This window comes from Affinirhizobium straminoryzae (assembly GCF_007004135.1).
GTDB lineage: Bacteria > Pseudomonadota > Alphaproteobacteria > Rhizobiales > Rhizobiaceae > Neorhizobium > Neorhizobium straminoryzae.
Map to the genome: position 1 here is coordinate 40926 of NZ_VJMG01000028.1, position 20224 is coordinate 61149.

Annotated in this window: 19 protein-coding genes; 11 read left to right on the top strand and 8 right to left on the bottom strand. The window is 65.1% G+C overall.

The window, feature by feature from the left end; genetic code table 11:
- Position 1: 1 nt before the first annotated feature.
- Entirely contained in the window at positions 2-1828 is a 1827-nt protein-coding gene (locus FNA46_RS11510; protein ID WP_246103028.1) for a sensor histidine kinase, read from the bottom strand.
- A gap of 199 nt (positions 1829-2027) precedes the next feature.
- Between FNA46_RS11510 and FNA46_RS11515 the strand changes: the two genes are divergently transcribed.
- Complete coding sequence (locus FNA46_RS11515) at positions 2028-3614, top strand: GumC family protein (RefSeq protein ID WP_246103030.1); 1587 nt, start codon at positions 2028-2030, stop codon at positions 3612-3614.
- Between the two features lie 49 nt (positions 3615-3663).
- Here the strand turns inward: FNA46_RS11515 and FNA46_RS11520 are convergent, their stop codons facing one another.
- Positions 3664-4170, bottom strand: coding sequence for a ferritin-like domain-containing protein (locus FNA46_RS11520; protein WP_143125345.1), 507 nt, complete (start codon positions 4168-4170; stop codon positions 3664-3666).
- A gap of 215 nt (positions 4171-4385) precedes the next feature.
- Here FNA46_RS11520 and FNA46_RS26015 point away from each other — a divergent pair, with 215 nt between their 5' ends.
- Together FNA46_RS26015 and FNA46_RS11525 are read left to right on the top strand one after the other, a co-directional pair.
- Positions 4386-4553, top strand: a complete 168-nt coding sequence (locus FNA46_RS26015; RefSeq protein WP_185969814.1) for a hypothetical protein — start codon at positions 4386-4388, stop codon at positions 4551-4553.
- Between the two features lie 120 nt (positions 4554-4673).
- Entirely contained in the window at positions 4674-6155 is a 1482-nt protein-coding gene (locus tag FNA46_RS11525) for a phospholipase D-like domain-containing protein (RefSeq protein ID WP_143125346.1), read from the top strand.
- On the opposite strand, the gene FNA46_RS11530 is transcribed toward FNA46_RS11525, so the two are convergent.
- Complete coding sequence (locus FNA46_RS11530; RefSeq protein ID WP_143125347.1) at positions 6129-7076, bottom strand: putative bifunctional lysylphosphatidylglycerol flippase/synthetase; 948 nt, start codon at positions 7074-7076, stop codon at positions 6129-6131. The two genes, FNA46_RS11525 and FNA46_RS11530, sit on opposite strands and share 27 nt — an antisense overlap.
- A gap of 93 nt (positions 7077-7169) precedes the next feature.
- Between FNA46_RS11530 and FNA46_RS11535 the strand changes: the two genes are divergently transcribed.
- From FNA46_RS11535 to cydB, 3 genes are all read left to right on the top strand, one after another.
- Positions 7170-7925 (top strand): endonuclease/exonuclease/phosphatase family protein, encoded by a 756-nt coding sequence (locus FNA46_RS11535; protein WP_143125348.1) that lies wholly within the window; start codon positions 7170-7172, stop codon positions 7923-7925.
- Between the two features lie 277 nt (positions 7926-8202).
- A complete protein-coding gene (locus FNA46_RS11540) occupies positions 8203-9651 on the top strand; it encodes a cytochrome ubiquinol oxidase subunit I (protein WP_143125349.1) in 1449 nt (482 codons plus the stop codon).
- Positions 9641-10645, top strand: coding sequence for a cytochrome d ubiquinol oxidase subunit II (gene cydB, locus FNA46_RS11545; RefSeq protein ID WP_143125350.1), 1005 nt, complete (start codon positions 9641-9643; stop codon positions 10643-10645). The genes FNA46_RS11540 and cydB overlap by 11 nt, the downstream gene beginning before the upstream one ends.
- A gap of 121 nt (positions 10646-10766) precedes the next feature.
- On the opposite strand, the gene FNA46_RS11550 is transcribed toward cydB, so the two are convergent.
- Complete coding sequence (locus FNA46_RS11550) at positions 10767-11321, bottom strand: helix-turn-helix domain-containing protein (RefSeq protein ID WP_143125351.1); 555 nt, start codon at positions 11319-11321, stop codon at positions 10767-10769.
- A 100-nt stretch (positions 11322-11421) separates the two neighbouring features.
- On the opposite strand from FNA46_RS11550, the gene FNA46_RS11555 reads away from it, so the two are divergent.
- Together FNA46_RS11555 and FNA46_RS11560 are read left to right on the top strand one after the other, a co-directional pair.
- A complete protein-coding gene (locus FNA46_RS11555; RefSeq protein WP_143125352.1) occupies positions 11422-12786 on the top strand; it encodes an LLM class flavin-dependent oxidoreductase in 1365 nt (454 codons plus the stop codon).
- 1 nt (position 12787) lies between these two features.
- The gene (locus FNA46_RS11560) at positions 12788-13987 is read left to right on the top strand and encodes an MFS transporter (protein WP_185969815.1); all 1200 of its coding nucleotides are present in this window, start codon (positions 12788-12790) and stop codon (positions 13985-13987) included.
- Positions 13988-14011: 24 nt separating this feature from the next.
- Here the strand turns inward: FNA46_RS11560 and FNA46_RS11565 are convergent, their stop codons facing one another.
- From FNA46_RS11565 to FNA46_RS11580, 4 genes are all read right to left on the bottom strand, one after another.
- A complete protein-coding gene (locus FNA46_RS11565) occupies positions 14012-14824 on the bottom strand; it encodes an ABC transporter permease (RefSeq protein ID WP_143125353.1) in 813 nt (270 codons plus the stop codon).
- Positions 14821-15543 carry an ABC transporter permease gene (locus FNA46_RS11570; RefSeq protein WP_143125354.1) on the bottom strand — a complete coding sequence of 241 codons (723 nt, stop codon included), beginning with the start codon at positions 15541-15543 and terminating at the stop codon, positions 14821-14823. Before FNA46_RS11570 ends, FNA46_RS11565 begins: the two co-directional genes overlap by 4 nt.
- A gap of 86 nt (positions 15544-15629) precedes the next feature.
- Positions 15630-16412, bottom strand: coding sequence for a transporter substrate-binding domain-containing protein (locus FNA46_RS11575; protein ID WP_143125355.1), 783 nt, complete (start codon positions 16410-16412; stop codon positions 15630-15632).
- A gap of 47 nt (positions 16413-16459) precedes the next feature.
- Positions 16460-17233, bottom strand: a complete 774-nt coding sequence (locus FNA46_RS11580; protein WP_143125356.1) for an ABC transporter ATP-binding protein — start codon at positions 17231-17233, stop codon at positions 16460-16462.
- A gap of 213 nt (positions 17234-17446) precedes the next feature.
- On the opposite strand from FNA46_RS11580, the gene FNA46_RS11585 reads away from it, so the two are divergent.
- Genes FNA46_RS11585 through FNA46_RS11595 form a run of 3 tightly spaced genes read left to right on the top strand, consistent with a single transcriptional unit; the run spans position 17447 to position 20172 of the window.
- Positions 17447-18301 carry a dimethylarginine dimethylaminohydrolase family protein gene (locus FNA46_RS11585; protein WP_244617892.1) on the top strand — a complete coding sequence of 285 codons (855 nt, stop codon included), beginning with the start codon at positions 17447-17449 and terminating at the stop codon, positions 18299-18301.
- Complete coding sequence (locus FNA46_RS11590; RefSeq protein ID WP_143125358.1) at positions 18298-18942, top strand: TetR family transcriptional regulator C-terminal domain-containing protein; 645 nt, start codon at positions 18298-18300, stop codon at positions 18940-18942. The genes FNA46_RS11585 and FNA46_RS11590 overlap by 4 nt, the downstream gene beginning before the upstream one ends.
- A 15-nt stretch (positions 18943-18957) precedes the next feature.
- Entirely contained in the window at positions 18958-20172 is a 1215-nt protein-coding gene (locus tag FNA46_RS11595; RefSeq protein WP_143125359.1) for a pyridoxal phosphate-dependent aminotransferase, read from the top strand.
- The last annotated feature ends 52 nt before the right edge of the window (positions 20173-20224 follow it).

Genomic DNA, 20224 nt, shown 5'->3' on the forward strand with positions numbered 1-20224 from the left:
CCTACTCCGCCGCCTGCCCCACCTCGGCTGCAACCTCTTCCAGTTCGATCCGGAACAGGGCGCCCCCCTCCGGATGCTCATCGACACTGAGGCTGCCGCCGAAATCCTTGACGATGTTATAGGAGATGGAGAGGCCGAGACCCAAGCCCTTGCCGATACCTTTGGTGGTGAAGAAGGGATCGAAGATGCGTTCCCGGATGGCAGCCGGCACGCCGGGGCCGCGATCGCGGACCAGAAGCACGACGCGCCCCGCTTCGCGACGCACGGCAAGATCGATGCGGCGCTCCGGCAGCCCCTCGACGGCATCGGCGGCATTGGTGATAATATTGACCAGCACCTGCTGCAGTCGCACGGAACCGGCCTTCACCAAAGGCGGCGGCTCCTCCATCGCGATGACCAGATCGGCATCGGCCGTCTTGAGGCGCGCCGCGACGATCTCCAGCGTATCGCGGATCACCTCGTCCAGCGCCACCGGCCCCAGTTTTTCGTTGGGCTTGCGGGCGAAATTGCGCAGGTGGCGGGAGATCGAGGCCATGCGATCGATCAGCGCGGAAATGCGCCGCACATTGTCACTCGCCTCCTCCAGCCGGCCACGCTCCATCAGCACGGCGGCACTGTCGGCATAGGTCTTGGCGGCAGCGAGCGGCTGGTTGAACTCATGCGACAGTGCCGCCGACATCTGGCCGAGACCGGCAAGCTTGCCAGCCTGGATGAGGTCGGCCTGGGTCTGGCGCAGTTGCTGCTCCGTCAGGCGCCGCTCGGCGATCTCCTCCTCGATGCGATGGTTGACGCGGGCAAGGTCGGCGGTACGCTCCTCCACGCGTCGCTCCAGCTCCTCGCGCGCCTCCGCCTGCAGGTGCAGCCGCTCGGCGAGACGCGCGCGCCGCTGCATCAGGATTGCAAGACCAAGGCCGGCAAGGCAGAGGGAAAGGAGCGCAACAACGACGGCCGTCTGGGCCTGGGCACGGGCGGAGACCGTGTCCGTCAGCACCGTCACCGTCCAGCCTGCCTGCGGCATCGGCTGCGACGTCGCCAGATATTCGCGCGCGCCGCCCGGATCCGTCACCGTCAGCAGGCGGTGGCCGTCATCCTGCCGCTCGGCCACCGGCAGCTCGCGCAGAATGGCATCGGAATAGCGGCGCGAGGCGCGGGTGCGCGTCAGCCTCTCCGGCGTCAGCGGCAGGATGGCGCTGTAGAGCCATTCCGGCGTGCCGGTCATGAAGATGATGCCTTCCGGATCGGAGACGAAGATGCGGGAATCGCCGCCGACCCAGGAAGCCTCGATCGTGTCGATATCCACCTTGAAGACGATCACCCCGAGGATGCGACCGCCGATCTCGATGGGCGAGGAGAAATAGTAGCCGCGTCGGGCCGAAGTGGTTCCGAGTGCATAGAACCGCGCCTGCGCGCCGGCCGCCGCCTCCTGGAAATAGGGGCGGTAGCTGAAATTCTGGCCGATGAAACTGGTCGGCAGATCGTAATTGCTGGCGGCGATCGTCTCGCCATCCATCGTCATCATGTAGATGTCGGAGGATTTCAGAAGCGCGTTGATGCCGCTCAGATAGAGGTTGGTCGCATGACGCAGCACCGGATCATCGGGTGACTGGATCAGTGCCTCGATGGCCGGCTGGTCGGCAATCAGTGCCGGCAGCGGTTCGAAACGCCGCAGATGGCCGTCGAGAGCGGCGACTGCAAGGCGCAGCGTGGTGGCACCCTGCACCTCTGCTTCCTTCAGGTAACGCCGCTCGATGATGGGGCTGCCATAGACGGCAAACAGGATGCCGATGACGACCAGACTGCCCAAAGCTGTGAGAAACTGCTTTTTCACCCGCGGCGCTCCTCCCCCGAGGCCGCCGCCAGTTGATCCGATCTCGCCGCACAACTCAAGAGCCAGCGAAGGATCCCCCAAGCTCTCTCAGGCATCGATTAACCGAACCTTCATGCGCAAGACCTAATGCTGCGGGACCTGGTGCGCATGGCCTGCCCTGCGGGTGGTGTGAGGGCAGCGGACTGCCAAGGAGGAACGGATGTATCGGCCCGTGGAGCCTGCAAGACTGGCGGATGCCCCGGCTTCCGGTGGCGTCCGTGCGATGCGTTCGCTGCTCGACCACACGCTTGAACCGCCCGAAGCGACAGCGCGCAGCCAAGCCCCCGGTGTATCGGGCGCAGCTGCCACGTCGTCGCCCTCAGGCCTGCATGCCGCACGTCCTGCCGCCGATCCGCTGGAGGTCCGGCTTGCCGGGGCCTTTCAGCGCCTCTCCTCCATCGGCGCTGCCGATCTCCTCAGCATGCTGCATCGCGGCCAGCGCCTGATTGCCATCTGTGCCGTGCTTGGTCTGGTCACGGCCCTTGCCTATGCCCTGACGACGCCGGCCCGCTTCACGGCCTCCACCGAGATCGTCATCAACCCCTCGAACCTCAACCTGGTGGCCGACGACGTGTTTGCCGCCAGCCCGCAACGCGACACCCAGCAGATGGAGGTGGAGAGCAAGCTGCGCATGCTGACCTCCGGCAAGGTGCTGCAGCAGGTGATCCAGGATCGTAACCTCACGCAGGATCCGGACTTCTTCAGGCCAGGCATCCTGTCTGGCCTGCTCTCGTCGCAGCCCACGGCAGAAGACCGAGAGCTTGCGGTGCTCAGGACGCTGGAGCGGCGCGTGACGGCAACGCGCGATGCGACCTCCTTCGTGGTGACGGTGTCCGTCTGGAGCGGCAATCCGGAAAAATCCGTCGAACTCGCGAAGGCCGTCGTCCGGGCCTTCGAGGCAAAACTGTTCGAAAGTGCGGCCGACAGCGCGGGGCGGCTGGCATCCACCATCAATGGCCGGCTGGAAGAACTGCGCCGCTCCGTCACGCAAGCAGAAGAGCGTGTCGAAAGCTTCAAACGCCAGAAGGGCCTTCAGGAGGCGCAGGGCGAACTGACCTCTACCCGCAAGGCAAGCACGCTGGATGCGCAGGTGCTGGACGCCCAGCAGCGCCTGATCCAGGCGGAGGCACGGGCTGACCAGATGCGGGCGGCTCTGGCCGCGCGTCGTCTCGCCAGCGACGCCCTCTTCGATTCCGCGACCATGACGGCGCTGCGGGCGAGCTATACGGGGCTCGACCAGCAGGTCAGTGCGCTGTCGCTCATCTATGGCGCGCGCCATCCCCGGCTGGTCAGCCTTCAGACTGAACGCGCCACCGTGGAACGGGCCATGACCGAAGAAGCGCAGCGCATTCTTGCCGCCGCCACGGCCGAGGCCGATCAGGCTCGCAGCAGCCTGAATGGGCTCAAGGGCAAGGCGAATGACGAGCGCGCGACCGTCTTCACCGACAATGATGCGCAGGTGACGCTACGGGAACTGGAACGCGACGCCCGCGCCCGCGCCTCCGTCTACGAAACCTATCTGGCCCGCACCCACCAGATCGCCGAGCGTCAGCAGATCGATACCAGCAATGTGCAGGTTATCTCAGAGGCCGTGCCGCCGCAGACGAAGAGCTGGCCACCGGGGGCGGCAATCCTCGCTCCGGCCGGCCTCGTGATCGGGGCACTGCTCGGTCTGATGCTGGCACTCACGCTCGGACTCTGGCGCCACGCGCTGCCGGCCCCGCCGATGGCCGCAAACCGGCAGTGAACAAGCGCAGGCCCGCGCCTTTCGGCCGACTGGATCCGGACCTTCGTTTTCAGCGCTTTGACAGAAGGTCCCGTTCATCCCGCACCAGATAGAGCCGGGTCACCACGTCGAGATGCAGGGCAAGCCAGTCCGCCATGGCCTGCTCTTCCGCCAGAATCCTCCGGAAGACGTCGACCGCCTCCGTGTCACCCAATTCGTCGGCTGCGGCAATCAGGACGAGATAACGCGCGATTTCGGCGTGTTCGAAGCCATAGGCGGCGATGGTTGCCTTCACCACCTCGTCGGAGGCCATGATGCCGCTCATGCCCTGGGCCGCAGCCGTGACCCGTCCTGCGACGTCGCGAAGCATCGAGGGGGAGTCCTGCGCACGCTCCAAAAGGGACTGCAATGCCGATGCATGCCCTTCCGTTTGCGCAAGATGCAGCTCCAGTCGCTCCCGAAGCTCGGGATAGTTCTCGATGCGTGCGATCTGTGCGCTCAGAAGTGCGATGGCTTGAACCTCCATGGCATGCGCATCACGCAGCCAGTCCCGGAAATGAACGATCGCATGGGTCATGGTGATGGCTCCTTCCGTCAGCGGTTCGGCCTGTCCTGCGACACCGGCCGTAAGTGACTGAAAACGGACCGGTCGGCCCCACGGTTCCCTGTCGCGCAGGATCCTGCGCTGCTCGCACGAACCTGCCTTGACCTGGCTCATCATCCGCATCGGGCGGGAACGTTTCCTGCCTGTACCGGTTGGATCGTTACCGGCAGAGACCACAGGAGCCCCCGATGTCCGATCCCCGCGATCCGAGCGAACAGCCGCCCATGCCCTCTCCCGTCTGGCGACCCGAGCCGCCGGTCGAGGAACCGGAACCGGACCTTTTGCCGGACGAGATGCCGGTGCCGAACCCCGACGAGACGCGCGAGCCGCCAGCGCATTTCCTCCCCGACGCCTGACAGCGATCCCTGACCCTTGATGAGACCACGTGGGCGGGTGGGAACCCGACGCACGCTTTGGCGTTTTCCGGGCTCAACCGACACGGAAAGGCGACAGGCGTGGACGCACACGGGGCAGCAATGGCAACGAGCACGACGGCTGGTATCGGCGCGCGCATCATCCAGCCGGGCCGCAATGCGTGGCGCGAGGCAGTTGCAGACAAGGCCACATTCCTGATCGATGGCGCAGCATATTATCGAAGACTGGAGCAGGTGCTGCTTGAGGCGAGAAGCTCCATTTTCATCGTCGGCTGGGATTTCAACCCGGACATCCGCCTTCGGCCGGACGATACGGGCAGCCCGACACTCGGCGAGATCCTGCGCGCGCGCGTGGAGGCCGAGCCGGCGCTGACGGTACGCATACTCGTCTGGGGCATGGGACCGGTCTATTCCGGCAAAAGCCTGCGCCTGTTCCGCAAGAGCGGCTGGAACGATCATCCGCGCATCCATCTCCACTTCGATTTCGAACATCCGGTGCGGGCAAGCCACCATCAGAAGATGGTCGCGGTCGATGATGTCGTCGCCTTTCTCGGCGGGATCGATCTTACCGCACGCCGCTGGGACGACCGGCGTCATGCAGTGTCAAATCCCCTGCGCTGCTCGCCGGATGGCACCTGCTACGGTCCGGTGCATGACGTGCAGTCGATCATATCCGGCGATGCCGCCCGGCTGGTCGGCGATGCCTGCCGCAAACGCTGGAAGCGTGCCACGAAGCAGGAACTTTTCGCGACGACCGGCGATCCGGAGCGCCTGTGGCCGCAGGATCTGGCGCCGCAGCTGACCCGCTGCCCCGTCGCCCTCGCCCTGACAGAGCCCCTGTTGTGGAACGGCAAGCGCGGACGGCGCGAAGCGGTGCAGCTGACCCATGATGCGCTGCGCGCCGCCCACAGCCATATCTATCTGGAATCGCAATATCTTGCCTCCTTCTCCGTGGCACGCACGCTGATCGAGCGTCTGCAGCAGCGGGACGGGCCGGAAATCGTCATTCTGGTCACGCAGGAATCACACGGCTTTCTCGAAAAGCTGATGATGGGGCACAACCGCGACCGCCTGATCCGCCGGCTGAAACGGCATGACCGCTATGGCCGGCTGCGCGTCTTCTATGCCGTGACGGAGGACGAAAACGGCGCGGAGCGGGAGATCATCGTGCATGCCAAGCTTGCGATCATCGACAGCCGTTTCATTCGCATCGGCTCCTCCAACTTGAACAACCGGTCGGAGGGACTGGATACCGAATCCGATCTGGCATTCGAACCCGGAACCGAGGAGGGCTATGCCGCAATCGCTGCGCTGCGCGACGACCTGCTGGCCGAGCATCTCGATGCCGAACCCGCGCAGATTGCCCGCTCGATGGCCGAAACGGGGTCGCTGATCCGCACCATCGAGCGCTTCAATCACAGGCCGCGGGGCCTGCGTCCCTTCCGCATCAGGCTGACGGAAGGAGAGACAAATTCACTTCCGGGCACGGCACTTGCCGATCCGCGCCGGCCCTTCTGGCCGTTTCGCCAGTTGAAGGTCGGCACCCGTTGGGCAATGTCACGCCTGATGCGCACGCTTTCCTGAGATGAGTGGTTCCGGTACCCGCCGGCGCCACCACACCTCCACGGCAATCAGCAGCGGCACGCCGATGCAGAGCGGCAGGAAATAGTAGAGCACGCGGAAGGCCACGAGCGCGCCGATCGAGGCGCTGGCCGGCAAGAGCAGCAGCATGGTGGCCTCCAGCACGCCGAGCCCGCCCGGCACGTGGCTCAGCATCGCGGCAATCGTTGCCGTGACATAGGAGGCCGCGACCTGCAGATAGCCGGCATCCGTGAAGGTTGCCAGCAACTGGTGCAGGGCCGCCGCCACGCAGCCGAAATTCACCGTGCCGACCACCACCTGCGCCACGCACATCGGCATGGTCGGCATCTCCATGCGAAACGAGCGGATTTTCAGCGGCGGCCGGCCCCAGACCGAGCAGACGACATAGGCCACCGGATAGGAGAGGAAGGCAAGCCCCAGCCAGAAGCGCGCCTGCGGCCCGAGCTGCAACAGAGTCTCGCCCGTCTGCGGCATGAAGAGAAGAGTGATCGCCGCCAGCATCGAAAGCCCCAGCAGAACGGTTGCACCGCAGAACAGGATGACCTTGGCCACCTCGTCCGCCGTCAGCCCCCAGCGCGTGTAGAAGCGATAGCGCACGGCACCGCTGGAAAGCGCCGCACCGCCGACATTGTGGCCGATGGAGAGCGCCGTGAAGGAGGCAAGTGCTGCCTTCGGATAGGCCTGCGGCTTGCCGACATAGCGCAGCGCCAGATAATCGAACAGCGACAGGCAGACATAGGAGGCGGCGACGAAACCCGCTGCCGCCAGAAGCCGAATGGGCGGGATGAGCGAGAGCGAAGACCGGATGTCGTCAAGACTGTAACGGCTGAGGCTGCGATAGACCAGCACGGCCGCGATACAGATGATGGCCGCCACGGCAAGCCGGATGATGATGCGCCTCACTTTAGCCCCCAGATGTTCAGGCCGGCACGGCGCCGGCAATGGTTAGGTCAGGGTGAAGGGAACGAAACGCGGGAGGTAGGGGTTCCCTGCGTCATGACCGAACCCGCTTCTGATACGCTCTCACGCTCGCCGCGGATCCTCCGCATTCTCAGCTACAATGTTCACGGTTGCGTGGGCACCGACCGCCGGCTGGACCCCGGCCGCATCGCCGACGTGATCGCCGAGATCGGCCCCGACATCATCGGCCTGCAGGAACTGGATGTGGGGCGACGGCGCAGTGGTGGTATCGACCAGGCGGAAGAGATCGCACGGCGGCTGAAGATGGATTTCCAGTTCCATCCGGCACTGCGCGTGGAAGACGAGCATTATGGCGATGCTCTCCTGACGAGCCTGCCGATGCGGCTTCGCAAGGCCGAAGCCCTGCCCTCCATCGGCGAGCCGCGCGGCGCACTCTGGGCCGAGATCGCGGTGGGGGAAAAAACCATCCATGTGCTGAACACCCATCTGGGGCTTTTGAGCCGCGACCGCCGCCAGCAGGTGGAGCATCTCTGCGGTCCCGGCTGGCTGGGCCACCCGGACCTCGCGGACCAGCCGGTGATCCTCATTGGGGATTTCAACTCCATCCCCTCCTCAAGGCCCTATCGTCTGCTCGCCGAGCGTCTTCGCGACACGAAAGAAGAGACCGGGCAGATGCCGCCGGCAACCTTCCCCTCCCGCTGGCCGCTGCTGCGGCTCGACCACATCTTCGTGGCCGGCGGCCCAACGATCCTGAAGACGGCGACCGTGACCTTTCCGCAGGCCCGTCGCGCCTCCGACCATCTGCCGCTGCTCTCCCTCGTGGAGATCTGAGCCGCAGAAGGCTGGAACCTTTTGCCGCGCCATGCGTTGGGGGATGGTCGCTCCCTGAGCGACAGCGTCATAGAACCTCCCCCTTTTGGGGCGCTTCCCCGTTCAGGAAGCGCCCTTTTCTTGTGTGGCCCCGTGAATTCGCCTGTGACAATTCGCCGGCCCGGATGAGCCGGCCTGCGGCAAAGGCGCTCATTGTGCACTGCAAGAGGGGCAGCCAAATTGCGTTTCATCAAGGCTGCGCGGCTTCGCGGGGTCTGACACGAAAAGCGAGTGCGCCATGTTCGACCAATTCGACGCCCTTCTTCTGGCCCGCATCCAGTTTGCCTTTACCGTTTCCTTCCACATCATCTTTCCGGCCTTTTCGATCGGGCTCGCCAGCTATCTGGCGGTGCTGGAGGGCCTGCATCTGTGGACGAAGAGGCCGGTCTACATCGAGCTTTTCGATTTCTGGAAGACGATCTTCGCGCTCGCCTTCGGCATGGGTGTCGTCTCCGGCATCGTGATGTCCTACCAGTTCGGCACGAACTGGAGCGTGTTTTCCGACAAGGCCGGGCCGATCGTCGGGCCGTTGATGGGCTATGAGGTTCTCTCCGCCTTCTTCCTGGAGGCGGGCTTCCTCGGCGTGATGCTGTTCGGCCGCAAGCGCGTCGGTCCCGGTCTGCACTTCTTCGCCACCCTGATGGTCGCCTTCGGCACGCTCATGTCGGCCACATGGATTCTTGCGGTCAATTCCTGGATGCAGACGCCCGCCGGCTTTGCCATGAACGCGGCCGGCCAGTTCGTGCCGACGGACTGGTGGGCGGTGATCTTCAACCCCTCCTTCCCCTATCGCTTCACGCATATGGTGCTGGCCGCCTATCTGACGACGGCGCTGGTGGTGGGGTCGGTCGGCGCCTTTCACCTGCTGCGCCGCACCGCGCCTCTGAGGGCCGGCACCATGTTTTCGATGGCGATGGGCATGATCTCCGTCGTTGCCCCGTTGCAGATCCTGGCGGGCGACGCGCACGGCCTCAACACGCTGGAGCACCAGCCGGTGAAGGTGATGGCGATGGAGGGCCATTTCGAAAGCCACCCGGACGGCGCGCCGCTGATCCTGTTCGGGCTGCCGAACCAGGTAGAGAAGCGCGTGGATTACGCGATCGAGGTGCCGAAGCTGTCGAGCCTCATCCTGAAGCACGACCTCAATGCGCCCCTGAACGGTCTGGACACCGTGCCGGACGAACTGGAGCCGCCGGTGGAAATCCTCTTCTTTTCCTTCCGCGTGATGGTGGCGCTCGGCTTTGCCATGCTGGGGCTTGGCCTGTGGAGCCTCATCTGTCGCTGGAAGGGAACGCTTTACAGCAGCGAATGGCTGCACCGGCTGGCCGTTCTCATGGGGCCTGCCGGCTTCGTGGCGGTGCTGGCCGGCTGGATCACCACCGAGGTCGGTCGTCAGCCCTACACGGTCTACGGCCACTTGCTGACGGCTCAATCGCTGTCGCCGATCGCCGCCCCGGCCGTGGCGGGCTCGTTGATCGCCTTCATCATCGTCTATTTCCTCGTCTTCGGCGCCGGTACCTTCTACATCCTGCGCCTGATGGGCCGGCTGCCGCGCGATCCGCAGGGGCATCTGGGGCTCGGCCCGATCCGTAGCGCCGGCATCACGCCGGCCGCCGGCATGCCGGAGGGCGCCGGCCATTCCCATCCGCGACACGGCAATTCCGGAGGTATCCGTCATGGCGCTTGACCTTCCCTTCATCTGGGCGGCGCTGATCGCCTTTGCCGTTCTCGCCTATGTGGTTCTCGACGGTTTCGACCTCGGCGTCGGCATCCTGTTTCCCTTCTTCCGCCACAAGCACGAGCGCGACGTGATGATGAACTCAGTGGCCCCCGTGTGGGACGGTAACGAGACCTGGCTGGTGCTGGGCGGCGGCGGGCTGATGGCGGTCTTTCCGCTCGCCTATGCCACCATCCTGCCGGCCCTTTATGCGCCAATCATTGCCATGCTGCTGGCGCTGATCTTCCGCGGCGTCGCCTTCGAATATCGCTGGCGCACGAAGCGCGCCGAACGTCTGTGGGACTGGGCCTTTGCCGGCGGCTCCGCCGTCGCCGCCCTCATGCAGGGCATTGCGCTCGGTGCGCTGGTGCAGGGCATCGATGTTGCCAACCGCGCCTATGCCGGCGGCTGGTGGGACTGGCTGACGCCCTTCTCGCTGCTGACAGGCGTTGCGGTGCTGGTGGGCTATGCTCTGCTGGGGGCCACCTGGCTGGTGATGCGAACGAGCGGAGAACTGGCCGAACGCGCCCGCCACATCGCGCTCCTCACCGCCGTGGCGACGGTCGCGGCCATGGGCATCGTCAGCCTCTGGACGCCGTTCCTAAAGGCGGATTATCTCGACCGCTGGTTCCGCTATCCGACCGCTCTCTTCACCGTGCTTGTCCCGCTGCTGGTGATCGGCTGTTTCATCCTTTTGCTGAACGGTCTGCAGAAGAAGCACGATACCAGCCCCTTCCTCGCCGCACTCGGACTGTTCGTGCTCGCCTATGCCGGCATCGGCATCAGCTTCTATCCCTATATCGTGCCGACCTCGGTGACGATCTGGGAGGCGGCGGCACCGGAGGAGAGCCTGCGCTTCCTGCTGATCGGCGCAGCGGTGCTGATCCCGGCGATCCTTGCCTATACCAGCTATGCCTACTGGGTGTTCCGCGGCAAGGTGAACCCGGAAGAGGGCTATCACTGATGGCGGGAGCAAGGCTGCGGCAGATCGGCTGGTTTCTACTGCTCTGGCTGGCCGGCGTCGGCGCTGTCGGCTTCGTCGGATTGGTGATCAAGCTCTGGCTCGGAGCTTAAGGGCAAAATCCTTACCGGCGAGCCAGCGCCACCAGATAGCGCGCCGGCTCCGGGCCGGGATTGAAGAAGACGCAAGGCTGTGGCGCGCCAAGTTCCAGACAGTCGCCGGGCCTGAGCGCATGCACGACCTCGCCCTCCGTGAAATCGAGCCACCCCGAGAAAAGCAGGATCTGCTGGCGCTGGAAGGCGAAGGCGGATGCCGGATAGGGCACGCGCACGCCGGCAGGCAGCGTGACCTCGATCAGTTCCAGCCCGCTGCCATTGGCCGGCGAGACGGCGCGGCGGGTATAGCCGGTTTCCGGATCGGTCCAGAGCGGCTGGTCGGCGGCGCGCGCCAGCCGCTCCTCCGCCCGCTCCGCCAACGCCAGCAGCACCGACAGTGGCAGGCCGAAAGCGCCGGACAGACGGCCGAGAACGGTGGCGGTGGGGCTGGCCTCGCAGCGTTCGATCTTGCTGATCATCGCCTTGGAAACGCCGGAGCGGTCCGCAAGCTCCGAGAGCGACCAGCTGCGGTTCTCCCGCTCGATCCGGATCCGCCCCGCAATCGCATCGGCAATGATGTCCATTCTTGCAATTCCCGTTGATCGTCTCCTATAGTAGACGAAAAGACGCCCATAGGAAACATGTCCGTGGCGGCACCATAACCGGCAAAACCGGAGGGGAACAATGCGTCCGATTCACTTCAATGCCTTCGACATGAACTGCGTGGGGCATATCCAGCACGGGCTCTGGGCGCATCCGCGCGACCAGTCGCATCGATACGATGCGATCGATTACTGGACGGACTATGCGAAGCGGCTGGAGGCGGGCCTGTTCGACGGCATCTTCCTGGCCGATGTGGTGGGCGTCAACGATGTCTATGGCGGAACGGCCGATGCGGCGATCCGCGGTGCGGTGCAGGTGCCGGTCAACGATCCGATGCTGCTGGTCCCGGCCATGGCCGCAGTGACGACCCATCTCGGCTTCGGGGTCACCGCCAACCTGACCTACGAGACGCCCTTCCTGTTTGCCCGACGGATGTCGACCCTCGACCACCTGACCGGCGGCCGGATCGGCTGGAACATCGTCACCGGCTATCTCGACAGTGCCGCGCGCGCCATCGGCCTTGATGCGCAGGCCGCCCATGACGACCGCTACGATCTGGCGGACGAATATATGGAGGTGGTCTACCGGCTCTGGGAGGAAAGCTGGGCGGACGATGCGGTCATCTTCGACCGCGACCGCCACCGCTATGCCGATCCCGCCCGCGTGCGGCCGATCCATCATGCGGGAAAGCAGTACCGGATCGATGCAATGCATCTCTCCGCACCCTCGCCGCAGCGCACGCCGGTGCTCTATCAGGCCGGCTCCTCGCCGCGCGGGCGCCAGTTTGCCGCCACCCATGCCGAATGCGTCTTCGTCAACGGCCAGAAGATCGAGGGCGTGAAAGCCATCGTCGATGATATCAGGGCAAGGGCCGTGGCCGGCGGACGCGCGGCCGACGACATCAAGGTCTTCATGGGCGCTACCATCGTCACCGGGCGAACGGAGGCCGAAGCGCGCGAAAAATTCGAGGACTATCGGCGCTATGTCAGTTCCGAGGCGGCGCTCGTGCATGCCGCCGCCTCGCTCGGCATCGATTTTTCCCGGTATGATCTCGATCAGCCGATCGAGACCGGCAAGAGCAATGCCATTGTCTCCAATGTCGAGGCCGTCACCCGCAGCGCCGGGCCGCAATGGACGACGCGCAAGCTGCTGGAACAGATGGTGCTCGGCAGCCGGCAGGCGCCGATGATCGGTTCGGCGGAGCAGATCGCCGACCAGCTGATCGCCTGGAGCCGCGACGCCGGCATCGACGGTTTCAACCTGTCGCGCACCGTGGTGCCGGAATGCTTCGACGACATCATTTCGCTTGTCGTGCCAATCCTGCAGGAGCGCGGCCTCTACAAGACGCACTATGCCGAGGGGCCGCTGCGGCAGAAACTGTTTGGCCAGCCGCGCCTGCTGGCCCGCCATATCGCCGCCGGTTTCCGCCAGCAACCGGGCGCGTGACATGCACCGTTATCCGAACCGAGATGCCGGCCGCTGGCCGATGCTCGGCTGGCTTTGTCTTGCCGTGGTCCTCTCGCTGTCACCCTGGTTTTCCGCGACCGCCGTGGCGCCCGAGCTGATCCGCGATCTGGCGCTCGGCAGCGCGGCCGGCGCCTGGCTGACCAATGGCGTGCAGCTTGGCTTCGTCACCGGCGCGCTCGCCGCCAGCCTGTTCAACCTGCCGGATATCGTGCGGATGAACCGGCTGACCGCCCTCTCCGCCGGCGTGGCAGGACTTGCGAATGCCGCGCTGCTGCTGGAGCCCGGTTTTGCCGGGGCCGTCGCCTGCCGCGTGTTCACCGGCTTCGCGCTGGCGGGCGTCTATCCGCCGGCGATGAAGCTTGCCGCCACCTGGTTCGAGCGGGGTCGAGGGCTTGCGCTCGGCTTCGTCATCGGGGCGCTCACCGCAGGATCCTCCCTGCCGCATCTGTTTCGCGGGCTGACGAGCGGGCTCGACTGGCGGGTGGTGGTCAGCCTTGCCTCTCTTTCGGCCCTGGCTGGCGCGGCGCTTTTCCTGATGGTGGTGCGGGAAGGGCCTTTTCCGTTTTCGCGCGCCGTTTTCGATCCGCGCCAGATCGGCGCCGTGCTGCGAAACCGCAGCCTGATGCTGGTCAATATCGGCTATCTCGGCCACATGTGGGAGCTTTACGCGCTCTGGGCCTGGCTGCTCGCCTATCTGACGGCATCGCCGGTGGCCTTCGGCGGGGCCGCCGCCGGCTCGCTTGCCACCTTCGCGGCGCTGATGGCCGGTGTCCTCGGCTGCATCGCGGGCGGGCTTCTCTCGGACAGGTTCGGCCGGGCGCTGACCACGGCCGGCATGATGATCGTATCGGGCACCTCAGCCCTGCTGGTCGGTTTCGTCTTCTATGGCCCGCTGGTGCTTCTGATGGCGGTCGTGCTCGTGTGGGGGGCGAGCGTGATCGGGGATTCCGCGCAGTTCTCCGCCGCAGCGACCGAACTCTCGGAGCGCCATCTGGTCGGTACGGCACTGTCGCTGCAGATGGGTCTCGGCTTTGCGCTGACCACCGTCAGCATCTGGCTGATGCCGCAACTGGCCGGGCTGATGGGCAGCTGGCGCTGGTGCTTTCTTTTCCTCGCGCCCGGCCCCTTTCTCGGGGCCGCGGCCATGCTTCACCTGCGGCGCAGCGGGCAGCTGGCCTGAGGCGCTCTTCCCCGGTCGCTTGCCTTAAACGCCCTTGGTCGGGATGCGGTTTTCCAGCAGACGGAAGGCATAGACGAGAATGCCGGTGAGGCAGAGATAGATCAGCGCCAGCAGCAGCAGCGGCTCATAGGTCAGGTAGGTTTCCTGCCGCACGCGGGAAATGATCGCATAGACATCCACCACCGTGACGGTCGCCACCAGCGGCGTCGATTTCAGTTGCAGCACCGTTTCGCCGGTCAGCGTCGGCAGCGCCCGATGGATGGCGCGCGGCAGCCAGATGCGGCGAAACAGCGTGAAGCGGCCCATGCCGAAGGCGCGCGCCGCCTCCAGTTCGCCGCGCGGCACGCCGGCAAAGGCACCGCGCATCACCTCGCCCTCATAGGCGGCAAACGAAATCATCAGCGCCGTAAAGCCATAGGGCCAGGCCTGCCGCAGATAGGGCCAGAGGAAGGAGGAGCGGATTTCCGGGAATTGCGCGAACAGCGAGCCGACGCCGTAATAAAGCAGCCAGAGCTGCAGGAGAAGCGGCGTGCCGCGGATCAGCGTGCAGAAGCCGCGCGCCAGAAGCGCCAGCGGCTTCGGCCCCGTGACCTGCACGAGCCCGAGCGGCACCGCGAGCAGGAAGCCGACGATCGCGGTGGAAAACAGCATCAGCAGCGTCTGGCCGATGCCGTAGATCAGCCGGTCCTGGTAGCGCGGCAGCCAGTCCCAGCGCATGAACCAGGCAACGCAGAAGATCAGCCCGGCAAACACCAGCATCAGGAAGATGCGGTGCGGCTCGAACAGGCTGCGGCCCTTCGGGGCCACATAGGCGGAGGGGATCTGGACCTCGCTCATGCCGCACCTCCCGGCCGGGTCATGCCGCGCAGGGCCCGCTTCTCGATTGCGCGAATGACAAGGTTCGAGACGAGCGTGATGCCAAGATAGAGCACGCCGGCGGCGAGGAAAAAGGTCATGTAGGCCTTGGTGGTGCCGGCGGCCTGCCGGGTCACCAGCGTCAGTTCGGCAAAGCCGACGACGGCAAGCAGCGCCGTATCCTTGGTGGCGATCAGCCAGAGATTGGAAAGGCCGGGCAGCGCAAAGGGCAGCATGGCCGGCAGCGTGACGCGGCGCAGCGCCAGAAGCGGCGACATGCCGTAGGCGCGGGCCGCCTCGATCTGCCCCGGCGGGATCGACAGGATCGCACCGCGCAGCACCTCGGTGGAGTAGGCGCCCTGCACCACGCCGATGACGAAGATGCCGGCAGCCAGTCCGCTGATATCGACGGAGGGCAACCCGGCCAGCGCCATCAGCTGGTTCACCGCATCGGTGCCCGCGTAATAGAGAATGAGGATCAGCACCAGTTCCGGCACGCCGCGAACCACGGTGGTATAGACTTCCAGCAGATCACGCAGGATGGGCCCGCCCCACAGCTTGCCGGCAGCCCCCCCGGTGCCGATCAGAAGCCCCAGTAGATAGCCACCGAAGGCCACCTGCAGCGAGGCCACGAGGCCGCCCAGGAGAACGCCGCCCCAGCCGGGCGAAGTGAGGGAAAGAAGGTGAAGTGTGGCGTCCATCGACCAACGCTTTCAAGGCCGCACAGGACCGCCGGCCGGCCGCCGCAAGGACAGGCGACCGGCAGTCCCGCAATGTCAGGCGGGGCTTACTTGCCGTAGATGTCGAAGGTGAAATAGCTCTTCGAGATCTTGTCGTAGGTGCCGTTGGTGCGGATGGCCTTGATGGCGGCGTTGAACTTGTCCTTCAGTGCCGTGTCTTCCTTGCGAAGCCCGATGCCGACGCCAGCGCCGAGGATTTCCGGATCGTCCTTCACATTGCCCTTCACTTCGCAGCAGGCCTTGCCCTGGTCGCTGTCGAGGAAGGCCTGCAGCGTGATCAGGTCGGCCTGAACGGCGTCAAGGCGGCCGGAGGCCAGATCCTGGTTGGCTTCATCCTGGGTCTGGTATTCCTTGATTTCGGACACGACCGGGCCGAAATACTTCTTTGCGTAGTCGGCATGGATGGTGGACACCTGCACGCCGAGCACCTTGCCCTTGAGGCCTTCGGGCGTGGCGTCGAACTTCACGCCCTTCGGGCCGATGACGGCGGTCGGCGTGTTGTAATACTTGTCGGAGAAGGCAATCGTCTTGGAACGCTCCGGCGTGATCGACATGGAGCCCATGATGGCATCGATCTTCTTGGAGGTCAGCGCGGGAATGATGCCATCCCAGGCAACCGGGGTCAGAACGCACTTCACCTTGGCTTCGGCGCAGACGGCATTCATGAAATCGACTTCCCAGCCCACCCACTTGCCGCTGGCATCCGGCGAGGAGAAGGGCGGATAGGGTTCGGCAGCCACACCGACCTTGAGTTCCTGGGCAGCGGCGGCGCCGGCGGCGGCAACGCCCATCAGCAGCGCGACCGCTGCGGATTTGAGGAGGTTCTTCATGGTTTTCCCCTTTCGGATATCTCGTGGTTTTCGATTGTCTTTTGATTTCAGTGGATGGAACTGATGAACTTCTTCAGCCGCTCCGATTGCGGATTCTCGAAGATGGCCTCTGGCGGGCCCTGCTCCTCGATCACCCCGCCATGCAGATAAACGACATGGCTCGCCACCTGACGGGCGAATTTCATTTCATGCGTCACCAGGATCATCGTGCGCTTTTCGCGCGCGAGATCGCCAATGACCGAAAGCACTTCGCCGACGAGTTCCGGATCGAGCGCGGAGGTCGGTTCGTCGAACAGCATCACCAGCGGCTGAATGGCCAGCGCGCGGGCGATCGCGGCGCGCTGCTGCTGGCCACCGGACAGGAAGGACGGATAGGCATCGCGTTTCTCGTAGAGGCCGACGCGCCGCAGCAGGGCTTCGGCCACTTCGATCGCCTTGTCGCGCGGCTGGCCCAGCACATGCACCGGCACTTCGATGACATTCTGCAGCACCGTCATGTGCTGCCAGAGGTTGAAGCTCTGGAACACCATGCCAAGCTTCGTGCGGATGCGCTGGATCTGCTTGCGGTTGGACGGCATCAGACCGCCGTGACCATCGGACTTCATCTCGATGCTCTCGCCGTGGATGGTCACCTGCCCTGCGGTCGGCAGTTCCAGCATGTTGATGCATCTGAGGAAGGTGGACTTGCCCGATCCGCTGCCGCCGATGAGCGCGATGACATCGCCCTGCTTTGCCGTCAGCGATACACCCTTCAGGACCTCCAGCGGACCAAAACGCTTGTAGAGATCGCGAACTTCAATGGCTTGCGCCGTTTCCGCCATGTTACCTTCACTGCCGGACCAACGCCCTGGTCCGATCTGCTAAACCGACTGTTCCCCCAGCATTTGTTGTTATCATACGGTGCTGGCGCCGCAAGCTTGTGATGAAGTTTTGCACTTGTCCAAAAATTACTCAAGCGTATAATAAGCACCTCATCACATTTTTCGCTCTCTTTCCCCCCGAGGTTTCTCATGCATGCATACGGCTCACAGGCCATGTCGACTTCCCTTCTTCGCGTTCTCATGCGTCGTCCGGGAGCAAGTCTGAAGGCCGCGAAGGCGGCCGAATGGCACTATGGCCCAACCTTCGATGCCGAACGGGCGATTGCCCAGCATGCGCATTTTGCCGATCTGGTGGCGCAGTCGGGCGCGGAAATCCTGTGGCTGGAAGATGAAGGCGATGGCATGGCCGATGCCATGTTCACCCACGACCCCTCGTTGATGACCGACCAGGGGGCAGTCATCCTGCGCATGGGCAAGCGGCTACGTCTGGGCGAGCCGGACCTGCACGCCAAGGTCTATGAGGACGCCGGCATTCCGATCCTCGGCCGCATCACGGCTCCCGGCAGTGTCGAAGGCGGCGACTGCGTGTGGGTGGACGACAAGACGCTGGCCGTCGGTCGCGGCGTGCGCACCAACCAGGCCGGCATCGAGCAGCTGTCCGCCATCCTCGCACCGCTCGGCGTCACCGTTCTCGGCTATGATCTGCCGCTGTGGCTGGGCGAAGAAGCCTGCCTGCACCTGATGTCCGTCATCAGCCCGCTGACCGAAACCATGGCGCTGGTCCACGCGCCGCTGATGCCCGCCGCCTTCTATCTGCTGCTGAAGGAGCGCGGTTACACGCTGATCCACGCGCCGGAAGCCGATTTCGCCGCCAGCAACGGCCTGAACCTCAACGTGCTGCCGACCGCGCCGGGCAAGGTGCTGATGGTTGATGGTTTCCCGGCAACCAAGGCGGCCATGGAAGCGCATGGCTGCACGGTGACGACCTTCGAGGCGGATGCGCTGTGCATTGCCTGCGAGGGTGGCCCGACCTGCCTCACCCGCCCCGTCCTCAGGCGGGCTCTGTGAGCCGGCGCACCTTTCACAGGGCGAGCGAAGCCGAGCGCCGCGAGGATCTGATCGCCGCGACGCTCGACTGCATTGCCGAATTCGGCATTCAGGGCGCCACCGTGCGCCAGATCGCCACGCGGGCCGGCGTGACCGGCGGCCTCATCCGTCATTACTTTGCGAGCAAGGACCTGATGATGCAGGCCGCCTATCGCGAGGTGATGCGGATGATGAGCGAACCTGCCCATGCCGCAGCCGCGAGCCACGGCACGGCGCGGGAAAAACTGGTGCGCTTCATTGCCGGCAACCTGACACCGCCGGTCACCGATCCGCGCATGCTCTCGCTGTGGGCCGCCTTCATCGGCCATATCCGGGTGGAACCGGAATTTGCCGCCATCCACCGGGAAAACTACATCGGCTTCCTCGCCGTGCTGGAAGGGCTGCTGACTGCCTTCTTCGCCGAGCAGGGCAGGCCGATCGACACGGACACCTGCCGGCGCCACGCAATCGCCCTCAACGGCCTGATCGACGGGCTGTGGCTGGAGGGCACACTGGTGGCCGACATGTTTGCCGAGAACCAGCTTGCCGACACGGCCCTCACCTCTGTAGAGCGGCTGCTCGGCCTTCGCGCCGGCGAACTTTCCGCCGCCAACCGTACCTGAACGGGAGATCTTCCAGTGCGTTACGCTTCCATCACCGACCGCCTTGCCGATCTCGGCTCCGGCCGCTGGGCCCTGCATCTGGCTGCCCGCCGCATGATCGCCGCCGGCGAGCCGATCATCGAACTGACCATCGGCGAGCCGGACCTGCCACCCGACCCTGCCCTTTTGGAGGAATGCAGTCGCGCCATGTATGCCGGCCGCACCCGCTATTCCAATGGCCGCGGCGAACCGGCGGTGTTGAAGGCGCTGGTCGCGAAATATGCAAAGCGCCGGCCGGGCGTCACGGAGAAGAATTTCCTCTGCTTCCCCGGCACCCAGACGGCACTCTATGCGGTGATGACCGGGCTGGTGGAGGCCGGCGACGGCGTGCTGGTCGGCGATCCGCTCTATGCGACCTATGAGGGCGTGATTGCCTCGACGGGCGCGCATCTGATCCCCGTACCGCTGCGGCCGGAAAACCGCTTCCACCTGCAGGCCGCGGATCTGGAGCGGGCGATCACGCCGGAAGCGCGCGTGCTGCTGCTGAACACGCCGCACAATCCGACCGGCGCCGTGCTGACCGAGGCGGAAATCGCTGCCATCGGCAAGATCTGCCGCAAGCACGATCTCTGGATCGTCTGCGACGAAGTCTACGAGCAGCTGCTGTTCGGGGACGACTTCGCCTCGCCCTTCGACATGCCGGACCTGGCGGAGCGCACCATCGTCGTCTCGTCCATCTCCAAGTCGCATGCCGCGCCGGGCTTCCGCAGCGGCTGGGCTGCCGGGCCGGAAGAGTTCTGCAGCCGCCTGCTGCCGGTCTCAGAAACCATGCTGTTCGGTGTACAGCCCTTCATCTCCGACATGACGGCGCTTGCCCTCTCCCGGGATTTCCCGACGGCCGGCATCATGCGGGAAAATTATAAGCGCCGCGCCGGCGTGGTGGAAGCGACACTTGCCGGCAGCAACCTCTTGAAGCCGATGATGCCGGAGGGCGGCATGTTCGTGGTGGTGGATGTGACCGCGACGGGCCTCGACGGCGCCGATTTCGCCCACGAACTGCTGCACACCGAAAAGGTGGCGGTCATGCCCGGCTCCTCCTTCGGCCATCAGGCGGCGGGCTTCATCCGCATCTCGCTGACGGTGCCGGACGAGGTGCTGGAAGAAGCGGTGCGCCGCATGGCAACCCTTGCCGGACGCCTGGCCGCCCTGCCAGCCGAACAGAAGTCGGTCGGCGGACGCCTCGGCGCCTGATCATCGGCATGTCATCCGACCCGACCTTCCCGCCTTCCGGGCGGGAAGGTTT